12 protein-coding genes are annotated in these 21,831 nt (G+C 57.0%); 3 read left to right on the top strand and 9 right to left on the bottom strand.

Annotated features, from left to right (window positions below; all coding sequences use genetic code 11):
* Nucleotides 1–10 precede the first annotated feature (10 nt).
* Genes QA639_RS40370 through QA639_RS40355 form a run of 4 tightly spaced genes read right to left on the bottom strand, consistent with a single transcriptional unit; the run spans nucleotide 11 to nucleotide 7,114 of the window.
* On the bottom strand, nucleotides 11–1,855 hold the full coding sequence (locus QA639_RS40370; protein ID WP_283088823.1) for an AIPR family protein: 1,845 nt from the start codon (nucleotides 1,853–1,855) through the stop codon (nucleotides 11–13).
* Nucleotides 1,852–2,862 carry a PD-(D/E)XK motif protein gene (locus QA639_RS40365; RefSeq protein ID WP_283088822.1) on the bottom strand — a complete coding sequence of 337 codons (1,011 nt, stop codon included), beginning with the start codon at nucleotides 2,860–2,862 and terminating at the stop codon, nucleotides 1,852–1,854. Before QA639_RS40365 ends, QA639_RS40370 begins: the two co-directional genes overlap by 4 nt.
* Nucleotides 2,859–5,624: a Z1 domain-containing protein gene (locus QA639_RS40360; protein ID WP_283088821.1), complete on the bottom strand. Its 2,766-nt coding sequence runs from the start codon at nucleotides 5,622–5,624 to the stop codon at nucleotides 2,859–2,861. The genes QA639_RS40365 and QA639_RS40360 overlap by 4 nt, the downstream gene beginning before the upstream one ends.
* Nucleotides 5,621–7,114, bottom strand: a complete 1,494-nt coding sequence (locus tag QA639_RS40355) for an ATP-binding protein (RefSeq protein ID WP_283088820.1) — start codon at nucleotides 7,112–7,114, stop codon at nucleotides 5,621–5,623. Before QA639_RS40355 ends, QA639_RS40360 begins: the two co-directional genes overlap by 4 nt.
* On the opposite strand from QA639_RS40355, the gene QA639_RS40350 reads away from it, so the two are divergent.
* Nucleotides 7,090–7,692: a very short patch repair endonuclease gene (locus QA639_RS40350; RefSeq protein ID WP_346283714.1), complete on the top strand. Its 603-nt coding sequence runs from the start codon at nucleotides 7,090–7,092 to the stop codon at nucleotides 7,690–7,692. The genes QA639_RS40355 and QA639_RS40350 overlap by 25 nt on opposite strands.
* Here QA639_RS40350 and QA639_RS40345 read toward each other — a convergent pair.
* Complete coding sequence (locus QA639_RS40345) at nucleotides 7,634–8,830, bottom strand: restriction endonuclease (protein WP_283088819.1); 1,197 nt, start codon at nucleotides 8,828–8,830, stop codon at nucleotides 7,634–7,636. The genes QA639_RS40350 and QA639_RS40345 overlap by 59 nt on opposite strands.
* A gap of 101 nt (nucleotides 8,831–8,931) precedes the next feature.
* Between QA639_RS40345 and QA639_RS40340 the strand changes: the two genes are divergently transcribed.
* A complete protein-coding gene (locus tag QA639_RS40340; protein ID WP_283088818.1) occupies nucleotides 8,932–10,407 on the top strand; it encodes a DNA cytosine methyltransferase in 1,476 nt (491 codons plus the stop codon).
* Between the two features lie 1,164 nt (nucleotides 10,408–11,571).
* Here the strand turns inward: QA639_RS40340 and QA639_RS40335 are convergent.
* From QA639_RS40335 to QA639_RS40325, 3 genes are all read right to left on the bottom strand, one after another.
* On the bottom strand, nucleotides 11,572–12,210 hold the full coding sequence (locus tag QA639_RS40335) for a hypothetical protein (RefSeq protein WP_283088817.1): 639 nt from the start codon (nucleotides 12,208–12,210) through the stop codon (nucleotides 11,572–11,574).
* Between the two features lie 343 nt (nucleotides 12,211–12,553).
* Nucleotides 12,554–13,417: an HNH endonuclease gene (locus tag QA639_RS40330; protein WP_283088816.1), complete on the bottom strand. Its 864-nt coding sequence runs from the start codon at nucleotides 13,415–13,417 to the stop codon at nucleotides 12,554–12,556.
* Nucleotides 13,418–13,475: 58 nt separating this feature from the next.
* Nucleotides 13,476–14,306: a PGN_0703 family putative restriction endonuclease gene (locus QA639_RS40325; protein WP_283088815.1), complete on the bottom strand. Its 831-nt coding sequence runs from the start codon at nucleotides 14,304–14,306 to the stop codon at nucleotides 13,476–13,478.
* Nucleotides 14,307–14,575: 269 nt separating this feature from the next.
* Between QA639_RS40325 and QA639_RS40320 the strand changes: the two genes are divergently transcribed.
* Nucleotides 14,576–15,310: a uracil-DNA glycosylase family protein gene (locus QA639_RS40320; protein ID WP_283088814.1), complete on the top strand. Its 735-nt coding sequence runs from the start codon at nucleotides 14,576–14,578 to the stop codon at nucleotides 15,308–15,310.
* Between the two features lie 1,006 nt (nucleotides 15,311–16,316).
* Here QA639_RS40320 and QA639_RS40315 read toward each other — a convergent pair.
* A complete protein-coding gene (locus QA639_RS40315; protein ID WP_283088813.1) occupies nucleotides 16,317–21,782 on the bottom strand; it encodes a CHAT domain-containing protein in 5,466 nt (1,821 codons plus the stop codon).
* Nucleotides 21,783–21,831: the final 49 nt, after the last annotated feature.

Below are 21,831 nucleotides of genomic sequence, written 5' to 3'. Positions count from 1 at the left end.
GTCGAACGGCTTACGGCCTTAGCTCATCGTGTTGGACCTTCGAACGACCTGATCCCTTGGCGGCAGCGCTGCGGTTGGCGAGCTCGGGTGGAAGCTTGTCGGGCAGGTCGAAAGACAGTTCGCGAAGAGCATCGCGGCAATCAACCTTCTTTGCCCATTCACTCACCATGCGATTGCCCGCAGTCTTTCGGAGCGCCTTGTCGACTTTTCCGACCCAGCTCTCAAGGAGCTTGTGGAGTTCGGGAGAAATCGCCTGACGCGTCCAGATCATGTCGAAATCTAAGCGCCCACCGGTCGCCCATGAAAGGCAAGCGATGGTGTAGGCAATGATGTTAGCCTGAAAGGCGGCGAACTTCTTTGCCTTGACGATCGATTGAGCCGTCCGGAAGAGGATCGCCTTAGCAACGAAGGCCTTGTACCACGCCGCATCCGGCTCGAACCCGTCTGGATGCTCATCCTTTACGCTCTGCATGAAGAATTGGAAGTTCTTCTGGTTGCCGAAACTGACCTGCTGGGCCTGCCCTTCCCAAGCATTCAGGTACTTTGCCAGGTCCGTCTTCGAGAACCTACGCTCTTTCGGCGTTTCCTGCGCAAATCGCCGCTTTTGTGCAGCGGCGAATGACGCCTTCAATTCTGCTGCACCGTAGCTGCCGCGAGCACGTTCATAGAACCAACGTCCTTTGCCATCTGACAGCCAGGTGTTATTGGCCAGCTTCTCAACAGCGACGTGGAACGGATCGTTCGCTGAAAAATCTGCCGGCTGGACGGTGTTCTGGCTGTTGGCGGATTTCGAGACCGCGGCGACCATTTCGTCCAGGTCCGCGCCGCCACCTACGCAGATAATCTTGGCGGGGACTGAGATCGCATCCAGATCGGCCCCGTCCTGCTTTTTGGCACGATGCAGGCTTGCAGTAGTCTGACCGCCATTGACGATCTGGAGACCTCGTACAGACTTGATACCGAACTGACCATTGCCATGATCCTCTACCTCCATCGCATCAACGGTGGCAACGATGCCGTTGTTGTAGGCGAGGAAACGATGAGGGAGTTCGCGAATTGTCGTCCTGAGTCCGGCGTTGACGCTCTTGCGACCGCGAAGCCCGAGAAACGCACGCACATTCAATTCGAGCAATCGGGTACCGTATTTCTCATAGACATCGGCGAGCAGTGGCCCCGGAATCGAAACGAGATACGCGTCATAGTCGGCGCTTCCCGAGGAAGCTTTCAGACATGGAAGTGGGCCACGGAAGTCGGCGTTGAAATCCACAACGATGTCGTCGCGGCGCAGTCCTTCGCCGAGAATGCGCTGAAGCCTTTCGATGCCGAAGAGATCAACGATGATGCGCGTGCCGTCGAATGCCTTCTTGAGATCGATCGATCTGAGGCCGGTCAGCCCGTCCGAAAGCAGCACGATCCGAAGGACGCCGATCTCTTCCCGGGCTTCATGGATGTGCCGCGCGAGTTCGCTCGCATCGGTATTCGACGGCTCAATCTTGGTATGCAGCCCTTTGCAACTGCATTCGTAGAATTTCATCGCCTGTTGCAGTGCAGTCAGAATCTCGTCTCGATTCAGCGCACGGGGCGGCAGTTCGCCCGTGTGAATGGTCGTCACCAGTACGAGACGCTCTTCATCGTCGGGAATCGAATATCCGGTAATCTTGTACTTCGTCCGCGCAAAATTGCCCTCTTGCCAAAGAAGGGTGGGGTTCTCGATTGCTCCCTCGTCACCGAGTCGGTCGAGCACGATGCGCGTAAATTCCTCCTCGCTGTAGATGCTTGCGTCGCCGGAACGGATCGCCTCCTCGACTTCGGCCGCGAGTTCCCGAGCGAACGTTTCGATCGCTTCATCACTCATGAGGTTCTGCCCATCATTCTGAGAAAACGAGATAAACCATCAATATCAATAAGGAAGCTGCCTAGTAGCCTTTCGTCCAGAGAATAGGACGCATCCACAATTTCCTGCGGCACGGAGAGGCCAGTCAATCGCGGGAAGTTTTCCCGTACCTCAAAACCGTAGAGATCCTGAAGGACAAATGAGAAAGGAGATGCTTGGCGATCCATCTCAACGAGGCCGAGCCGGAGCAGTCGATCGTCGAACGCCGGTCTTGCGCCGGCTGCCGACCGATCCAGGGCATCACGAACGTCTCGCACCGCCGTCAGGACTGTACGTCCCCCCGGGGCTTCCTGAAATCGCGGGCGTGCAATGAGAAGGGTCGAGAGGCCCCTTCGATCAAGCTGGTCCAGGCGCGATATCCGCACGAGATTTCCCCCGCCTGCGACCGCCTTGACCTCTATACCGACGCCCGATCTGCTGAAGTCGTGAATACCGTCCAAGGGACCAAACCAGCCTTCGACGGCAGCTTCATATCCGATCTCGGCGGCCAAAAGCTCCAGAATTGTAAGCTCACCAAGAAGTCCGATCTGCTCTTCCCGAGAGAGACCGCGTCGGCCGGAGCGCAGAAAGGCCTGCCATGCCTCAAGCCGCGAGACGCCGAGTGCGACGGCTTGAGCAGGCGTCGCAGCTTGCCTTACCACCTCGACCAAGTCGGCGGCGAGCACTTCAAAAATGTCGCGCAGTGGTTCGCGCTCCAGCGCAACGGCGACACGAAACAGTCCCTGAGCCGCATCCCGTCGATCGCTCAGGCTTACGCCTTCCGCAGAAATTCTCAGGAGCGCGTTCGGTGCGGCGCTGAGCGGGGCCTCGATAAGCAGTGCGATCCGGCCATCAGGCTCTCGAATGCCGGCCAGGAAGCGCACAGTTGCGGATATGGAGAGGGCAACCGCTCTCCATTCGCGATCGCCTGGCTTCGCGCTCGCGGCCTCAGTCCATTTGGATACCAGTTCGTCCCGAATGGATGTCATACCGGTTCGAGCCGCTGTTCGACGGTATTGAACCGATACCTGATCGACCGGCCACTGCGAGAGTCTGGAAAGCTCACAACGACGCCAAAGATAGGCACATCGACTGCATCGAGCTTCGCATTCTTGGGTGATAGCGGGTACAGCAACAGAAGCGCCCGCTTCGGGTTTTCGCCACGGACCTTTCGAATCTCGGGGCCGTCCGGCGTGCTCGCTTCCTCCTTGCCGGCGTCGGCACGCTTTTGGTTCGTCGCGGCGAGGGCGCGAGCGAATTCTGATTGGTCAAGATCAATCGCCTCGTCGCGGGGTGAGAGAACGGTTTTCACCACGTACCGCCCGGAAGCCTCACCGCGCGGCAAGGGAGCGCGCTCGATGGTCGTGAAGGTCCACCCGTTCGCGGGAAGTGGTTCGCCGCTGCCACTGAGGACTGCGACCGTCCAGTCGGTTAATTCTCCTGCGCCCAGTTGCTCGCGGATGTACGAACTGAGTCGGCCGGCATTCACGTCCCACGCCTCGTCCGGAAAACGGAGGGATGCCAAAAGATTTGCTACCTCCGCACCGGCTACGCCTTTCCATACACGACGAGCATCGGACGATTTGAGCTCTGCCTGCTTTTGAGGTTCGGTCGTCGGCCCGAGCCGATCCAAAACGCTTGTGATCGAATTGGCGTTGGTTTGATTGGTTGCCTGGTCGTTGAAGAAGACCGTTTGTATCTTCGCCTCGCCCTGAAACGACACCTGAAATTCCCGCGAATGACGCATCTTGTTTGGCGCCGTCACGAGCAGAATGTCGTGAGACTGAATTCTGAGACCATACTGCTCAGGCGTAGCTCCGATCATCGCCATGTGGTCGAGGCGCTCGCGTAACTCCTCTGCTGAGGTGGCGACATGGCGGAACCACAGCCGCAGATCGGGCGTCATGTAAATCCGACAAAGGTCAACGTATCCGGGCCGATATCCGAACCAGCGGCCCATCTGCATGAGGCTGTCGTACATTTTTGACGCGCGCAGGAAATAGCTGACGGTCAGACCCTCCAGGGTCAGGCCACGCGAGAGCTTGTCACCGCCGATCGCAATGACATTCAATCCCTGCGCTGCATTGCCGTCATAGTCGAGCGCATCGCGAATCTCGCTGTTGACGACTTGCGGCTTGATCTTGTCAGCAGCGTACGAAAGTTCGCGTTCGACATCGGCCCACTCCGTTGCGGGAAGGGACTGTCCGATCTCCCTTGCCCTGATCGTCGCGGACGTGGGCGCGAAATCTCGCTCCCAAAGCCCGCGCAAGCGATCCAGTATGGGGTCTCTCTTCTTCGCTCGATACTTCAGCTTGCGCTTGACTTCAGAGAACCATTCCTCGACTTGGCGGTAAACCGCCTGATGTACGTCCTTGTAGCGGGAGACGTGGACCAGCATCGAGTTGTGCACATTGCGCTGGCCACGCGCGGCCCGGGTAGCGCACGCGAGAACAAAGCTCAAAATGGCGTCTTCGAGCGACGGCGGGATGCGATCTTCCCCTTGATACCGAGGTGCATAGCCCTTCTTGTGGTCAACCGCGATCCAGCCTTCTTCGTCCTGGTCAACATCCCGAGTGACATCAAGTGGCTCTTGCGCTGCGTCACTTCCGCTGCCGTCAATTCCAAAGAGAAGGCTCGATCCGACGTAGTTCGATGGCGAGGGAAGATTGATAATGAAACTGCGCGGGAACACGTCGTCCCCGTGTTCCTCAGTGGCGCCGGCATCGTGAATGAGCACGTTCGCAAATGGGGTCGCCGTGTACGCGACGTAGGCGGAGCGAGAAAACGCAGCGAGAAGCCGTCGTATTTGGCCGTTGATCCGCTTCGGCTCGTACTCGGGATCGGGAGTATCGTCATCGAGAAACTGTTGTTCACCGGTATCGACCGAGGCTTGGTCAGCCTCGTCGTCAATAAGGAGGAGGGGGCGAGCCTCGGTGTCGCCGCGAGGCGCCAAAACCTCGCTGACCCAGTTGTTCAGATTTTCAAGAATGCGGGCATTCTTCTTGACGACCAGAAGCACCGGCCTCTGCTGTACCCCAATTCCGAGGTTGTCCGCGAACGCGCGATTGAAGTCACCGTTGGCAGCTTGCGTGGTGAGATGCTCGGCATGGATGCTCTTGTCGAGTTCTCCGACACCGATCCGTGTGAAGCCTACCCCACCACTCGTGGGCGTAGTGTTGTACCCGAGAAAGTCGCGGTCCATGCGGCGCTGGGTCTGTTGCCGCAGCGCGTTGTGCATGCCGGCGAGCACGATTATCAGCTTGTAGCCGGCATCCGCCGCCTTGCTCGCGAGTCCTGCGTAATTGGCCGTTTTGCCGAATTGGACATGCCCGACGACCAATCCCCGACGATCCCAGGGACCATCACGATTAGGATCTTCGATCTGCTCCATGATGAGATCGGTTGAAAGGTCGATCGCATCGATTGCTGCCGGAGGCCAGCCCTGATCCTGGAGCAGGAAGTCGCCGTAGCGCTTGAAGAACCTTCGGCCTTCCTTCCGGTCCCCGAAATACCAGGCAACGTGCCCCCGCTCATCGATGAGCTTTGTAGGTCGCCCGACCTTGACGATCAGCCTCGTCTCTAGCTCCTGCACGATCGCCGCGATTCGTCCAGCCGGGATGTCCTTCGCGAGGAGTTTCGCGCAGTCGTTCACCGCCTTTTCAATTTCCTCTCTACCGACCGCCGTATCGGGATGGCGCTGCCGGAGCATCATCAGGGCCATAGAGCCAATCGCGTCCTCAACCGAACTCATCGTTTCGCCCCCAGCTTCCGCATCAATTTTTGTTCAATATCTTCGACCTTGTCGAATGGGTCCATTGTCGAGAGTCGTGCAGCAGCTTCGCTTGGGCTGAGGCCCGCTCGCTCCATCATCCTCGCCATGGAGAGCGCGGTGCTCATGAGTTCTGAGCTGTCGACTTCCTCGTCTGGGACGCCCCCACGTTCGGTCACATCAAGCCACACGCGATCGACAGGAACCGTCCGCTCGATAAGGTCCAGAAGCCCCTCAAGCAGATCGGAGCCAGTTTTGTCTATGCGCTCTTTGATCATCTGGACAACTTCGTGGTCTCGCCGCACGGTGTATCGGCGCTTCGAGCCCTGCGGGTTTACCTGCCAAATCCGCGATACACCGGTTGCCTTCTGCCGACTGCCGTATTGTCCGCGATGGACGAAGACCTCGCGGGCTTTGCGGCGAACATCCTCCGCTATTCGCTGGAGCGGCTTTCTGATCGCGTCCGGCGGCCTCGCGATTGCTTTGCGCACGTCGATTCGCCAGTCGTGATCGGCCGTGTTTGGGATATCGATCCTGATGCGGGCGAGCCGGCTGGTCTCGTCGCGGGTCCATGCGCGACTCCCACCGAGGCCGAGCCAGCCTCCCGCCGAGAGGAGACGCTTTTGCCGATACACATAGAAGCCCTGCTGGGCTGTCCAGCCATCCGGGCCGCCGGCCTTCTCAAATTCAATCTCGCTGCGAAAGCGGTCCCTGTGCGGTAGGACGAAGCCGCGGACGCGGACCTTGCTGCCTCCAGGGCCGGTTATGTGCTGTTCCGGATTTCGGATGATCGATTCGTCTTTTTCCAGAAATGGGTCCCAGGCGCTCACCCGACTGCCGTTGAGGCTGATTTTGAGTGCGCGGGCGTCCCCGGCGAGAAAGCGATGGAATACCATGCCCAGGTGGGCGTCGACGCGCTGGAGCTCCGCGAGAAAGGACTCATAGCTCGGCCGATCCGTGGTTCGGCCAAAATCGACCTTGCGCCAGATGACGAGCGTGCCCGACTTCTTCGACTTTAGTTCATCGAGGATTTCACGGGGGAGCCCTGCATCTCCTTCGATCAGATCCCAGCCGCCTCCGTTCTTGCGAAGCTGATCCAGGTCCCACGTAAATGACGCCAAGCCCGAACGGGTTTTGGAAACGACCGTCAACTGCCGACATTGCGATAGTGACGCCGTTTTGAGCCCCAGCCCAAACCTGCCAAGGTCCTCTGCCGACCGTTCGGCCTCCGGGCCGATACCACCGAAACGCATGGCTTCCACGAGGCGGTCGGCAGGCATGCCGGACCCGTCATCCAGAATCCATCCAACCGGCTCTCCTTCGTTCCATTCCCATTGGATCTCGATACTTTTCGCGCCAGCAGCTATGCTGTTGTCGAGAATGTCGGCAATTGCGGTCTCAAGAGAATAGCCGACCCCCCGAAGGGAGCCGACGAGGGCGGCTGCGGATGGTGGTACGGCGCGCGTTGGCACGGGAAAAAACTAGGAAAGCCCCACGGGAACAAAGAAACCCCAACGTACCAGGGGTTGCAGGCGTTGGCGAGCAGAGTCCTCGGTTCGACATCATGAGCCAGGAGAAGCGCAGCGCCCTCATGGGGCGCATCCGGGGCCGCAATACCGGCACAGAGATGACCGTCCGCCGGCTCCTGCACGCGCTCGGCTACCGCTATCGGCTCCACGCCCGAGAGCTTCCAGGAAAGCCCGATATTGTCTTTCGCGGTAGGAAAGTCGCCGTCTTTGTGCACGGCTGCTTCTGGCATCGCCATGACTGCGGGTTGGCATACGTCCCCAAGACCCGCCCCGAGTTCTGGCGACGCAAATTCGAAGGTAACGTTACGCGGGATCAACGAACGAGGCGCGAATTGGAGGAGGCAGGTTGGCGCGTGGTCTTCGTCTGGGAGTGCCAGTTGAGCGATCTTGCTGCGCTCGGGAGAAGCCTGGCGAGAGAGATCGGTCCGCATAGCGGTCCCGTCCGCCGCACTGGCACGGCAGCTAGTGCTCGACGCTCGGGGCCGAAAACTCGCGCTCAAGCCAAGAGCGCACGGCAGTAGCGTCTCCATGCCCGTGTCGCCTCAAGAGGCCAACAATATCGGCCGCTGCGATCACGATAATCGGATGCTCATCCTCTTTGATTTCGCGATACGCTTGTAGGTCGACATAGCTCGTGGTGACCAACATTCCGAATTGTCGATGCCGCAGGCGCGAGATCAGACGGGACATCTCCCGTACCCCCACGCTGTTATCGGGGGCGTAGCACTTCGCCTCCAGCGCGAAGTCTACGAGGATCGAGGCGATCCCATGGCCCAGCCGCAGCTTGCCGATCGCGTCTCGACCTCCGTCGCGCGAGGGGCGGGTCAAGTCGAGTTCCGCGATGTCGGGCAACATGAGTCGGGCGATTGCAGCGGCGCACTTCTCGAAATCATGTGGCCGTCCCTCAAAGAACTGCTGGACCTCGCGGATGATGGCGAGGTCTTCGGCGCTGGCGGGAAGTTGCTCAACCTTGGTTCGGTGCTCGATCGAGCGCGTGGACTTGAGCGCTCTGTACCGACCCTTGTCCACCCAATCGATCCAAGCCTGCGGCGCGCGCGAGCTGTACGGGTTGCCGGCAATTACCTCTTCGAGCCAGACCCGCTCAATGAGCGGGGCATTCAAGATCGTGAACCGTGCGCGGTAGTTCTGAAAGCGCATGCTATTTGCGGTCCTCCAGATCGCAACCAGGTCCTCAGCGACTTGCTGCTCGGAAGTACCCGGGACGGCGAGCCCGAGGAACATTACATCTCGCCACTCTCCAGTATTCCCAAACACGAAGATCGGCGGAACGCTGCGCCGGCCCGCATCCCCTTCATGCGCGGCGGCAAAGATACGACGCAGGAGCTCGTTGCCATTGCGAGGCGTGGCGTGAAGGGCTCGACCAGGCTGCTTGTTGTCGCCGTAGTACGTGAACACCCCGGTTTCGCGGTCGAGTTCATCGGGCCAGTTGGCATCGGCCATGGACGAGGTGAGCACGACCATCTCAAGAGCGGCAAGCGTTCCGCGGTAGCGGAATCCGCCCATGTTGGATACTCGAAGAAGGCGAGGGAACGGATCATCGCCCGCATTGCCTGAGCGACCGCTTTGATAGACGGCATCGACGTGCAGATCGGCTGCTCCAAGTTCGTCGAACGAGACCGACTTCCCTGCGTCCCCCACCTGCCTCTCCCCGACTATTTCTGATCCGACGGCCTGGCAATGTCCGCCGAACCTGGTAAGTTGCGGCGGCATCCCGCTTCGCGTCATGGAATCCTAGGTCGATGAAATCATCCTTTGCCGTCGCCGCCAAATGCGCTCGGCTAAGCAATCCACAGGCGCGTCCGCGGGTGCTCGACCTATTCGCGGGCTGCGGCGGCCTGAGCCTGGGATTCCGGGCGGCCGACTGCGACATCGCCGCGGCGCTCGAGATCGACGAATTGGCGGCTCGCTCACACGCGCTCAACTTCTTCAAGGGGGCCCCGTCGGAAGCCATCGAACACCACGCAAAGTCCCGGAATGTAGCCTTGCTAGAACCCGAGGATCTTGTTGCGGAGTTTGGACTGGGCCAAACGGCCGAAGCGATCGATATCATTGTAGGCGGGCCTCCCTGCCAAGCATATGCTCGCGTGGGGCGGGCGAAATTGCGAGAGGTTGCCGATCATCCCCGCGCGTTCAAGATCGACCCGCGAGGGAACCTGTACCTGCGGTATCTACATTACGTCGATCGGCTGAAGCCACTTGCGATACTCTTCGAGAACGTACCAGACATTCTCAACTACGGCGGCCACAACGTCGTGCAGGAAATCGTCGATGCTCTCGATGACATGGGATATGAGGCTGCATATTCGCTGATCAACTCAGCTCACCATGGCGTTCCGCAGATGCGGGACCGCGTTTACATGATCGCGTACCGCAAAGAGCTTGGTGCGGCCATTCACTTCCCTCGAGCAACGCACAAGTGTGATCTCCCGCCAGGCTACGCGGGAACCCGCGCCGTCTCCTTGAAGCTGATCAATGCCTCGGAAGGATATGCCTTCGTCAAGCCGGATACAGGCCACGAAGGACTTCCGCACGCTGTCACGGCTCGCGAAGCTATCGGCGATCTGCCGCCTGTCACCTCTCATCTCGAAGGTAAGCTGAGGCGGGGCGCTCGACGCTTTACCGAGGCAGTGAGCTATCGCAGAACGACGTGGGACAATCTATCAACGTATGCCCGGTTGATGCGCTCCTGGCCAAACTTCAAGGCCCGCGATGGAATCTATGACCACGTCTTGCGCTACCTACCGCGCGACTCTCGAATTTTCAAAGCCATGGAGTCTGGGGACGAATATCCCGCGGCGCATCGTGTGGCGATGCAGTTGTTTCAATCGGCGGCAAAGCGGCGCGGTTTCTCCCCTTCGAGCGCGCAATGGCGGTCGCTTCGCGATTCCATGGTCCCCCCATACGATCCGACAAAGTTTCCCAACCGCTGGTGGAAACTGAAGGCTAACGGGCCCGTTCGAACGCTTACCGCGCACATTGGCAAGGACACCTATACACATATCCATTACGACAGCGACCAAGCGCGAGTCATCACGGTTCGCGAGGCAGCTCGGCTGCAATCGTTTCCTGACGGCTTTGTCTTTGCCGGAACCATGAACCCGGCCTTTCGGCAGATCGGAAACGCGGTGCCGCCTGTGTTAGCGCGTGAGATTGCGTTGGAGATTGTCTCAACGCTCCGAAGCGCATTGTCGCCCGCGAAGGTAGCGGCCGAATAAACCATTAGTGAGTTCGAGAAGAATAGCAGCCCGCGTATTGCCAGCTTCTTAATCGGGAGGTTCGTGGCTCAGGATGTATTTTTTTGTCGTCGTCTTCTGAGCCCCACGAGCGAGAGTCATAACATCAGCGATGCTGAAGTGCACGGATCTCTCGACTACGGTGGCCGGCTCGAAGGTCAAGCTGACCAAGCCGGTTGGGAAGGCCCAAAGTGACGTGGTTGACCCAAAGTTATAGGCCGATGTTGAGTGCCGGGACGTCACATCTGAAGGTCTTCTCAGGGCGAGTTCGTTCAACGGACTAACCACAAATAAATCTCGCGGGCGAACTAGCGCTGCCGATTTTTCGGTGATTATGGTAGGCCTTCCAACGGAGGCCCACCTGATCCAGGTGAACGTCCTTCAGTATCTCGTCGAAAAAGGTCCGGGCAGGACCGAGATCGAGCTAGCTCGCGCCATTCATGGCGAGAGCGCCTACCAGCAGCAAGCACCTCCGTATGGAACGCCGCGGTGGGAGGCGGATATGGAGACCCGTATAGGTATTACCCAAGCTAGAAAGCCGACCTCGTCTCGATTGCTGAATGATGCGAGAAATCGAATTCGATGCCCTCAACCGCTTCAAGGTCAAGCCCACGGCGCTTCGCGACCTTAACCCGGCCGAGACGGCGAGAAGGGGCTCGGCATCGCTAGGCCGAAATCCGGCTTAGCGGAGCCACACACATGCCGCGAAACTAGGCGGCTGCCGATACAGTTCGGCGGCCTAGGCTTATTGTCGGAGCATGCGCTCTGTGTTCCTCGTGTTGCCGTTGGCGTTGTTGGCCAGCGGCGCTGTCGGGCAGAACTGGGGTAAGCTGGCGTCGATTTCAAATACATGCGCGTGCGTGAGTGGCAGTCGGTTGTGCGTCGGTCAGAGGTTTCGAGGGGCGCGATACTGGCAGTCCGACTTTGCGCGGAGCCTGCCGACGGCAGGCGACATCAGCGCTAGTGGCAATCTGTCGGCAAATAGGTTCATCTGGGATGGCTCCGGCCTCACCAAACATAGACCCGTATTATCAGCGGCACGACGGCCCACTGACGCTGAACCACACCGCAATGAGCTTTGCGACGCCGCCCACTGGCACACATTCCGCACCAACCCCGCTCGCGGCAGCTGCAAATGTGCAGGCGCTAGACGTAGCGTCGGGCCATTCGCTCGATGACGTCGCGCATCTTTCCTCGCCGCATATGGCCGCTTCGTGTCGTTTGTGGCGCGAATAGTGCCTTGCCGTACCGCCGCCCGGTATCAAGCCCCCAGAAATTCGCGGCTCTTAGGCAAACGACCATCCGGTCGCCTCGCTCTGCCTGCGGAAACAGGACTGACTGAGCCCAATCAAGCATTGCGCGGCTGGATGGAAGCGCAGCGAGAATATGATGATCGGTGAAGGCGCGGGAGTGATAGGCTCCGATATTGGCGATGGCGACCTTTTCGTTAACGACACTCGGTTCGCCCAGCCAAGCTAGTCGCTCTTTGCGCCATCTGGCTGCCTCCGGATGATGGTCCGTGAATCCCGATCTGCCGGTCCTCTGCTTGACGTATCGCTCCTGACCTTCTTTCGACCTGGCGATGCGAACATCGTTTTCCGAAAGGCCGGGCGACAAGTAAAGCAGCACGACGCGCGCGGTTCGCAGCTTCCCCCCGAAATGGGTTGGTAGGCAACGCAAGTCGAACCCGTGCGAGTCGTTGAGGCGGGCAAAAACCGGGCGGTCCAGTGGGTGGATCGTGTCGGCTTTCCCGATTTTTGACCAGAACTTGAAGATGTCCGTCATGTGCGCCCTCGCATGATCAGTCTTAGGCAACCGCCCACTTGCGCGGCTCTTCCGTCTCCTCCCAAGTGACCTGGGCGACAGCCGGTACCTTGCCGACCAGAGCCTTGTTCGCTTGCGCCCTTACGGCAGCACTGGCCGTCTCGTGAATGACGCCACTCAGGTGCCTGACCCCTTCACTAAGGAAGACATTTGTTAAGCCAACTTTCATGGGCATGGTTATACCTCTGGAAATGTTGTCGCGAGCGGGTCCGCCACGATACCCGAACACGCTCGTGCACAATTTCAAATCCAGAGCCTTGTCTGACCGTCCAGATAGGTCGTCGGCTCCTTGCGGCTGATCACCTCAAATCGCGGCCTCGGCTTGGTGAAATCGATCGCGATGATGCAGAATATTCGAGCGTGATGGACGCGGCGACGGACCCACTGCTACGAAAACGGTGGCATCCCGCAAGAAGTCATAAGCTGGATCAATCAATCTTCGGCTTAACTCCAGCCGGCTACCGTCCTCGGCAAGAGTGATAAGCAAGGCGTCAAAAAGCAAATGTATGTCCGCTCGTAGTAGTATTCCGTTTGCTGAACTGTTGTCGTCCGCGCCATCCTGAACTCGGATGTGAGCGGCCTGCAGGGCCGAGCCCGTCGTACAGCCGGTTACAGCGCACCGGTTCCGGTAGAGACGACGAATCCTTTCGCTAAACTCTTGCTGGCCGGGCCGAACGGCCCGCTCAGCCCACGCCACCATGCGTTCAACTTCTGCCGAGGCTTCGATTGCCTCGCTGGCCGACCGATCAAAGAACCAGCGCAGAAAGTCGGCCTCATCTGGGTCCAGCTGGGCGACCTTCTTGTGAGAATTGCCGTATAGTTTGCGACAAAGTTTGGATTCTGGCCCCACTCCCATGCTCGATGGGGATCGCCTTGGGTCGTATCTCGCGAGGTCTGCAATTGTCAGCGTGCGTCGAGGTTGCCTGTTCTCTATCCTGATAGTCAACGCAGCACCGCGCCGATTGCCAGAGAGTCGCTCTTGCGACGCTTCGAAGACGAGGCCGTGCATCGACAATCCACCTCCGTCGGATGATCCATTTGTCGCCCAAACAAACACCTCGTCTCCCGCGACGGGCGCGCAATCCTCATAAGCCCACACCGGGGATGGTCTAAGAAACTCATTTCCCTCTTCGAGATTTGGCGCATCGCATTTCAACACAAGCGGCATTGTTCGCACCTACTATCCGACTGCTGAAATCTGGCGGCTGACGCTGCCATTGCGGGGCTTAGACGGAGATCACGTACTTGTCTTTTAGCTTCGAGGCATACGAGCGAAGTTCGTCAGGAAGATGCACGTTTGTTTCTAGGCTGTTCAAGCATTCTTCAATGTATGCGACCGTTATCCGACGCCGAAATAGAGGTCTCACCCCGCTTAAGATGATCTGCAGGGGCTCGTGAAGCGGTCGGTTCGCGAGTGGAAGCAAAAACACGAGCTGGTCCTTTTCATTTGACGACAGTAGCGAGATATTACGCAAGAGCTGATAGTTTCTAAAGAAGGTCGTCTCAGCGAGAAAGTCCTGAGAGACTATGCTCGTCAGACGCGGCCTATAGATGTTCTGCAGCTTTAGTTGATGTTTCAGATCATTTTTCGTCGTGCCAAATCCCGTTTCGGACAGTTTGACTTCGCAGAAGACCCTCGCCTCGGAGGTGTGCCACATGACATCGGCATTGGTACCTTCATCGAGGTCGGCGATGTGTTCAAACTCCCAATCGGAGGTCACGTCCTGGTTAACGCCCAGTGCGCGGCTCAGCGCTCTTGCAGGGGCTGGACCAGAGGAGAAGAAAGGGAAGAAGAGATTGAAGGCGAATGCCTGCGACGAGTTGAGATGATGAAAATACTTGTGAAGCTTTACTCGGGGGTGCGCCTTCAGATAGGCTTGCAAGGCAGCGCGTGGGGGCTCCAGTAAGTTTAGATCTTGCCGTCCTTTGGGTAAGATATGCGGATACGTCTTTCCTCGATACGTCCCCGCTTCCAATATCTCCAGAGCGTTTTTTGCGTGGTCTGCGAGATGCGATTGCAGCAATTGTTGATAGCTGGGCACTATTGACTTGGCCATGATTCCCTTCCTGCAAAATAGATTAAAACGAAAGGCAGATGAAAGTGCAGCGCGCAATTGGCCGTGCCATCAGGCTAGAGTGGTCCTGTAGTCCGCACAGTCTGTACCGCTATATTTGAGCACCAATATCACGTCGATTTATTGTCGATCTGACCCAAAACGCTCACGATGCACTATAAGGTCGTTCGCCTCTTAAGCCAGTATCGCCAGATGCTATTCGAGGTCTTAGCGTTGGACTTCAAAGTCGAACGCGCGGTTGGAGTTTTCAAATGTCTTTTGTAGAGATTCATCCGTTCAATAATGCCTATCCAATTCCTGAGGGCGCGCGTACCTTGGTCGTCGGTACCGCACCGCCTCCGAGATTTGCCAATCCAAATTGTGCCGGAGAAGGAGCTCATTCTCTCGATTTTCATTTCTTTTATGGATCGGGAAAGAACCGGTTTTGGAAGTTCATGAATGCGATTGCGAAGTCGTTCGACGAGCCTCTACCAGGCGATGAGGCTCCGGCTGCGGTGTACGAGGCGGCAGCACGCAAGTTTCTTTCACTGCACGGCATATGGTTCAAAGATGTTTTGCAGACCTACGAGAGGATCCCGCAATGCAGCTCCTTCGATAAGGATATATTGACTCCCAGCAATGAACAGTTGACCGATCTTCATCGTGTGCTTGACCAGCATCGCTCAATTGTGAGGCTGGCTTTCACAGCTGAGCTAGCAGCATGGTGGACGTTTCAGTCCTTGGACAGGCTTGATCTGAGGGATGCGTACAAGCGTACGCTCACGGACCGGAAATTCTCAGCAGATTCTGCCGTGCCGTTTGATGCTAAGGCTGAGTGCGCCACATTTGCGAAACCATTTCTTGACCCGATTATAACGGCAGAACTTAGTGGCCGAAAGGTAGAGTTTTTTCAGTTGCCATCTCCAAGTGCCGCCGGCTTTCGCCCTAAGGGCGTGACAGACGAGTGTCTGGCGAAAATCTACAAGCAGGTTTTGTTTCCTGGCTAGCCAAGGCATCGAGATGGGTTGCACGAGGCGACCAGAAAAGCATGTCGGAGGCCGTTACGCGTCCCGGTCTCTCAATGTCACGCAAAGATGCCGCCGATCGCGGCATCGTTTGGAGCGTAAATATTAGTGTAGCAGGCAATCTGGAGGGAGCGATGGGTCTTAAATTGCCTTATGATGAAGTTGTTCATCGGAATCGCTTCGCTGCATGGTGCGCTTCGACAGCCGCTAGTTCCTCACCAAACTGCAGATTCTCCGTGGAGCAAGGAGTCAGACTGATTGAGAGTGGCGGTCTACAGGACCTCAGCAGAGGATGGGATGTGCTTCCTTCAGCAAGGGGGTTTGATAGCAGTCATCGCATCTGGAGAGAGCGGCTGATCGGTGCAGCGCCAGAAATCATCGGGGCCGGAGAGCGCCGCCGATTCACAGCGGGCGTCGCTGCAAAGTTGATTAATTGCTACCTTAAGCCACTTTACATCGTAGGGATTACTGAGACGGACCTTTCAACAGAGCGCACTCTAGTGAGAGATGCCATACACCCGCCAATCGATCGCATTTTGCTTCAAACGTTGGCCAATAGGGATATCGGGGCGCTGGGCCGTGAATGGCGACGCTTTGCGAGTATTGGCTGGTCTAATTTCACGCACGAGCAGTACGAAAGTGTACTAAGTGCTTTAAAAGGAATTACGAACGGGCGATTGTGGGCTGCTGAAGAACATTGGGGTGGCTATAGGGCTGCGCCACACTAGCACTGAGTGGAAATGCGTGCACAGTTAGCCAACATATTTCGATTCGCTTGATGCGGGTTTTCGAGCCCTAGACCACGTCGCCATCGAGCAAGAACAGCCGCGGAAGCACCCCCGCTTCGGAATTATACTTTTGTAGCTTCGTGGCAGCCGTTCGTGGGTCGTCCATTCTCATACACGCCTTTCGAATGAGTCGTAGCGCCTTGATCAAAGGGGGACATGGGAATATTCAGCTCTCGCGGGATGCTCTCCGTTGGCGAAGGTTACCGCAAGGCTCTGCTTTCACCAATGATGATGAAAGGAGCCCATTTGCTCGGATGAGCTAGAGCTGGATTGTCAATCATAGCGAGCATGGACGCGCGGAGCGCTTCGGCAGGCCCCAATGCTTTCGCCTTCCCGGCCAGCGCCAGAGTGCGCGCTACCAAAGCGACCGTAGCCCCAGAATCGACCGCCCAATGAGACGCCAACAGCGTCCGCGCCCCGGCGAAAAAGAACGCCCTTGCCAGACCAGACAGAGCGTCCGTCTCAAGCACATTTGCGCCTGCAGTATTACATGCGGATAGCACAACCCAGTCGGCATTGAGCTTCAGTTGGGCGATTTCCGATGCAGTCAAAAGTCCATCGTCGTTAGGTGAAGCAATTTTCGGCGGTGTAAGGACCAATGCAGACTCGGTGATACCGCCGAAGCTGCGGGCTTCGTCCGCGAGCAGGCCGTGCGTGGCAAAATGGATTATTCGGTATTGTTCGAGAGGAAGTTTCTTGAGCTTAGACTCAGTAAAATCCGTTCCAACAACAAGTGCCTCTTTGGGCGCCCTCAACGTTTTAGAAACGCAGCTGATTTCGCGCTCAGTATCATGCAAAGGACAGAGTTCTCGAACTGCGGTAACATCGGCCAGAGAACCTCGAAAATAACTTTGGTTCGCATTTGTGCCAGCTAGCGCTGCGAGCTTCTGCGAGCTGACGTTAGCTTCACGGATCAATTCAGCACAGGATTGAATAGGGCCAGGCTTCGGACATTTTGGATTGCCCGCAAGCGCCGGGTCTGCAAATCCGATGTATCGTCTTCTACGATCAGCACCGGCGACCAGATGATCTTCGGTCGCGCCTCGCTTCCGAATGACAAACATGCTGTCGATCGATGGAACAACCGAAATCGTATGCGCCCTAATCAACCATTGCAGCCCAACATAGTCGTTAAGCTGACCCCGGCCGGTATCCGTCGGCGGTTCAGTGAGCCAGACGCTCGGGGGCAGTCCGCCCAATGGATCAGGCAGTACAAATATGAGCGAGCGCCCTCTGATCAGCGGTTCCGCGGGCGAGAGCAAAGCCTTGTAAATGCTGTGGGCAGTCTTTGCTGCGAAAGGGGCGTTGCCTAAAACGGGCGAGGAGCCAGTAGCGTCCTCACACTTTCTCCGGTCAGGTCCTAGCCATTTCTGGATGTCGAGCCCACACCTGAGTACGGCTACATTCGCTTGAAGATCGTGATAGCTGACGCTCGTCCGGTACCATTGCAGCGTCTCCCTAGTAGCGACAAACACAAAGGTAGCGCCGTCGTTAATCGCGAAGACTACAAGTGCTTCCTTTGGCGCGAGTACCTGCTTGAACTCGCTATAAGAAATTGACCTCACTTGGCTGAGGTGGGTCCAAAGGCTGCTGTCCTGGATTTTAGTATTGGTGTCTAATGCCTCAATCTTGGCTTCTGTGAACGCGATTTTGCGCCTCACTTCGAGTTGCTGAGCGGCGGATCCCGACACATTTTGCACATTCGTTAAGGCTATCAAGGAAGCATCAAGCTGACCAAGTTGATCGGCTAGATCTTGTCTCGCTCGAACGAGTTCGCGGGTCGTAGCATCGTTCTCGCTAAGCCTTTCGCCGAAAGCTTGAAGCGCCAGTGCAGCGGATGAACTCTGCAAATGTTGCGCTACCTCGAATGCTTCGCTTGCAATGCTTTCCGAGCTGGAATTACCTGCTGAATGGAGCGCCTCCAGCAAGGCAAAAGCCGCAGGCTTCAGCGCATCTACGCCTGAAGTTGTTTGCTGCTTCGACGTCCGCCGCAAGCCGGCGAACTTCTTTGCAGAACTGAACGCCGATCTGGCCAATGCAAGCGATTGTTCAAAATCTCCCGTTGCGCGAAGCGCACCCGAAAGATGTGCCACCGCAATAACGGTCGGTGATCGTCCCTCTCCGTAGATGTTCCTTCTTGTCTTAACTAGCTGTTGGAATAATGGAACCGCTTCGGAAGGGCGTCCCATCCAGACGTACGCTTGTCCAAGATATCCCAACGCATCAGCGATGATTCCTGAGTGGTCAACCGGCCCAAACGTTTGCTCAAAAACTCTGAGATCCAGTGGAAATTTTAAAGGTTCGGACAAGCCGTGCGCGAACTCGCGCTTAGCCTGGCTGTGCGCGAAGGACAGCAATCCTTTTACCTCCTCATAGCGTCCGAGTTGACGCAGGAGATCTATAATCCGAGTTATGTGTATTGGTGGGAACGCGACATTGAAGCTGTCTGACTCTTCAGGAGAGTCGTCAGAAAGCAAATCGGCTTCGAGTTCGAGTGCAAGTGCGACCTCAAGGTCTCCAAGCCTCTCCGCCAGATTTGATAGAGTTTTCAATAAGCGAGGGATCTTGGCGCCTTGACGCCGATTGTCACTCCGATTGATTCTCTGCTGCAAGAGAAGAGCCCGAATTAATATATTTCGTGCTTCAACGTATCGGCCCATACTCTTTAGTGCCGAGCCGAGGGTGCTATAAACCCGAACTGCAAGTTCGTCCGGCGCGCTACCTATTCGGTTCAGGCGCTCTATTGCGGTATCGAGACGCGCTCTTGCCGAGGTGGCAGAACCTAGGTCTATTTCGCTGTCGGCGAGTTCAAGCTCTGACTCTATCGTTTTAAAGCTGTTGGGTCCGTATCGGCGTAAATCCTGGGAGAGGAAAATACGAGCAGCCCGATTGCGTTGATCAGTCCGGCCTGATGCGCGCAGGTTCATCAAGGCAAGGCCTCGAAAGGTGAGCTTAACCGGGAGCGACGGGTCTTCTTCGTCGGGCAACCCTGACAGGGTGCCGAGTGCCCTTCCGTCAAGGTCTTCGAGATAGGTCACAGTTGTTTCGGGATCGAGCCCTCCGCAGTCTTGCAGTTCCGGCCGTCTTACGATTCCGCGGTGCAAGCGAGGCAAGTCGAGTTGGAGTTCGATTAAGCAGTTTGGCGGCACCTTAATCTCGATTGACCTATCTTGGCCGAGCAGAAGTGACACCGCGAATCCCTCGATCCGCTCCTTGTTGTGCATCGTAATCTTTAGATTTGGAATGTCCGGTATCCGAATTTGTCCTTTCGGCGATAGTTCTTCTTCAATCCCGAAAAGATTCTCGTCATCGTGAATGTATATGGTCCCTCTTGTGGAAGCCTGGACAGTTAGCTTGCTATGCGCGTTTAACTCCGGGGGAAAATACTCTCCATACTCCCAGCCAACCAAGCGATTCTGCTCAATCAGCGTCCTGTCCAACCGGATGCCAGCGCGTGTGCGATCCGGCGGGATGTCAATGGATTGCCCCCCATAGTGAAGTCGCATGCGATTTAAATGAGATGGGGCCCACAGTGTTAAATCATCCCGAGAAGGCACACGATAGAGTTGGTGCTGCTTCAGCGGACCCGCAAACAGCCGGCGTCCGGAAGGATCCGAAATTACGATATCGCTAAGGTCGTCTGTCATGCATTCGATTAGAAGATCTCTGGAACCGTTGGCTGCTTTGGGGTCCTCAAAGGTAGTCCTTTGCCAACTGGCCTTTTCCCTCTCAAGCGTCCTGCTCAGAGAGATTCGAATCAAACCAAGGTGAGCCCGGCCGTTAAATGGCCAATTCAGTGCACTTCGATAGAGTTCGGATGCCAGAGCTAGATTTTTCGGCACTCCCCGTCCGAGCTCATACAGTTGGGCTAGATTGGTTCGCGCGGCGTTGGACCCGCGCTCCATCTCCGCCCTGTAAAGCTGCGCGGCAGCGCTGGCGGATGCCGAGAATCGAAGGTTATCGGAGTCAGTGTCACTAATATACGGCGTTGGATAAGAATCCATTTCGGAAACGTAGGAGACCTCGCGCAAGTGTAGCTTCGCCAATTGCAAAGCGGCTTCGGGAAGACCAGACTCGATGGCGCGCTGGAGCAGTTGGCCGGCTTCGGCCAAAGCCGAATCTCTGGAGAGCGAAAGCGCTTGTTTGACCAAGAGAGCGTGTTTGGAAGAGAACTGGTCTGCCGCCAGAGTTTCGATTGCAAATTCAGCGACCGGGTCGGATGGAGAAAACAACGTTTTCGCTGTCAGGGTCATGTTTGCAGATTTAGCGGCCGCTGATCCCTCCTTGCGCTGCTTCTCCTTGTCTTTGAGCTGCAAGAGGCGGGGATCTGACAAAACCAGGAGCAGCTGCTCTTTTGGACGCGCGCTATGTAGAAAATGCCGTGCTTTTCTCTCGGCGCGTCGGAGGAGCTCCATTGTTTCGAAAGGCGTCCTGATTCCTTTCACAAGCATCTTGGCCAGCGGTACAAGCGAAGCGGTCGATCCTCCATCGACCGCTCGTTTGTACCAGATGTACCCTCGTAACCCGTCTGTTGATCCCAGCCTTCCGGACTCATACAAGTAGCCGAGCTGTGACATCGCCCAAATATTGCCCGCCTCCGCCGCTGACGTGTACCATTTCAGGGCCTTCTGCAAATCTTTGGGAGTTCCCAACCCATTCGCATGCATGTAGCCGATGTTGCCCATCGCCATGATGTCGCCCTGTGCGGCAGCACCGCGATAGAGATCTATGGCTCGCGCGTAGTCTTGTTCAACTCCACGTCCTGTTCGATAGAGTTCGCCAAGCTGGTTTTTCGCCCAAGCGTTTCCGTGCTCTGCGGCCGAGCGAAACAACTTAGCTGCCTGGAAAAAATCTTGAGCAATTCCGATTCCCCCGGCGTACAACCGCCCCAAGTTTGCTTCCGCAGGAGCAAAGCTTTGGTCGGCCGACTTCCTGTAAAGCTCTACCGCTTTCACTAAATCACGGTCTACGCCTGCTCCAAGCTCATAGATTCCTCCCAGTTCGTTTTCAGCGATTGCATCTCCAGCATCGGCCGCTGCCGAGTACCATCTTACTGCTTCCTTGAGGTCCACGGGAGCGCCGATTCCGCCGGCATAAGCGTTGGCTAAGCCCACCTGCGCTGAGACGACGCCGCTCGTAGCTGCTTGCTGAAAAAGTTCGAACGCTCTCCGAAAGTCCTGAGGAACTCCATCGCCTTGCTGATAAAGCATAGCCAATGCGGCGGCGGCATCAGCATCCCCAAGTTCAGCCGCAGCCTTAAACCATTTTGCCGCCACTACGTGATCACTCACGACCCCCGATCCTTCGTAGTACAGTACAGCTAGATTGTATTGTGCCGGCTGATATCCGGCGGCGGCTAGGTGCTCATAGAGTTGCACGGCGTCTAAGACGCGATCGTCTTTTTGATAAGCTCTCGCGAGCTGAAACAGTATCCGATGGTTATGTGGAAGCTCTTCACGAGCTTTCTCGCACGCGGCTATCGCCGCGGAAGCATCCAGCTGAAGAAGTGCAACACCAGCTGTAACCCGATTCATATCACGGGGAGCACCCGCTAGCCGATCACAGTCCGCCACATCAGCCTCGGCTGCAAGAGCTCCGAGGCTCGAAGTTTGACCAAAGACTATGATCAAGCCGGTAACAAAAAATAAGCTTTGGAGCAGCCTCATTGGAATCCGCCCGTGAGCGAAGTGAACTACCGCCCCCCTGTTTGGTTGA

This window comes from Bradyrhizobium pachyrhizi (assembly GCF_029714545.1).
GTDB lineage: Bacteria > Pseudomonadota > Alphaproteobacteria > Rhizobiales > Xanthobacteraceae > Bradyrhizobium > Bradyrhizobium pachyrhizi.
This window is presented reverse-complemented; position numbering and strand designations above follow the sequence as displayed.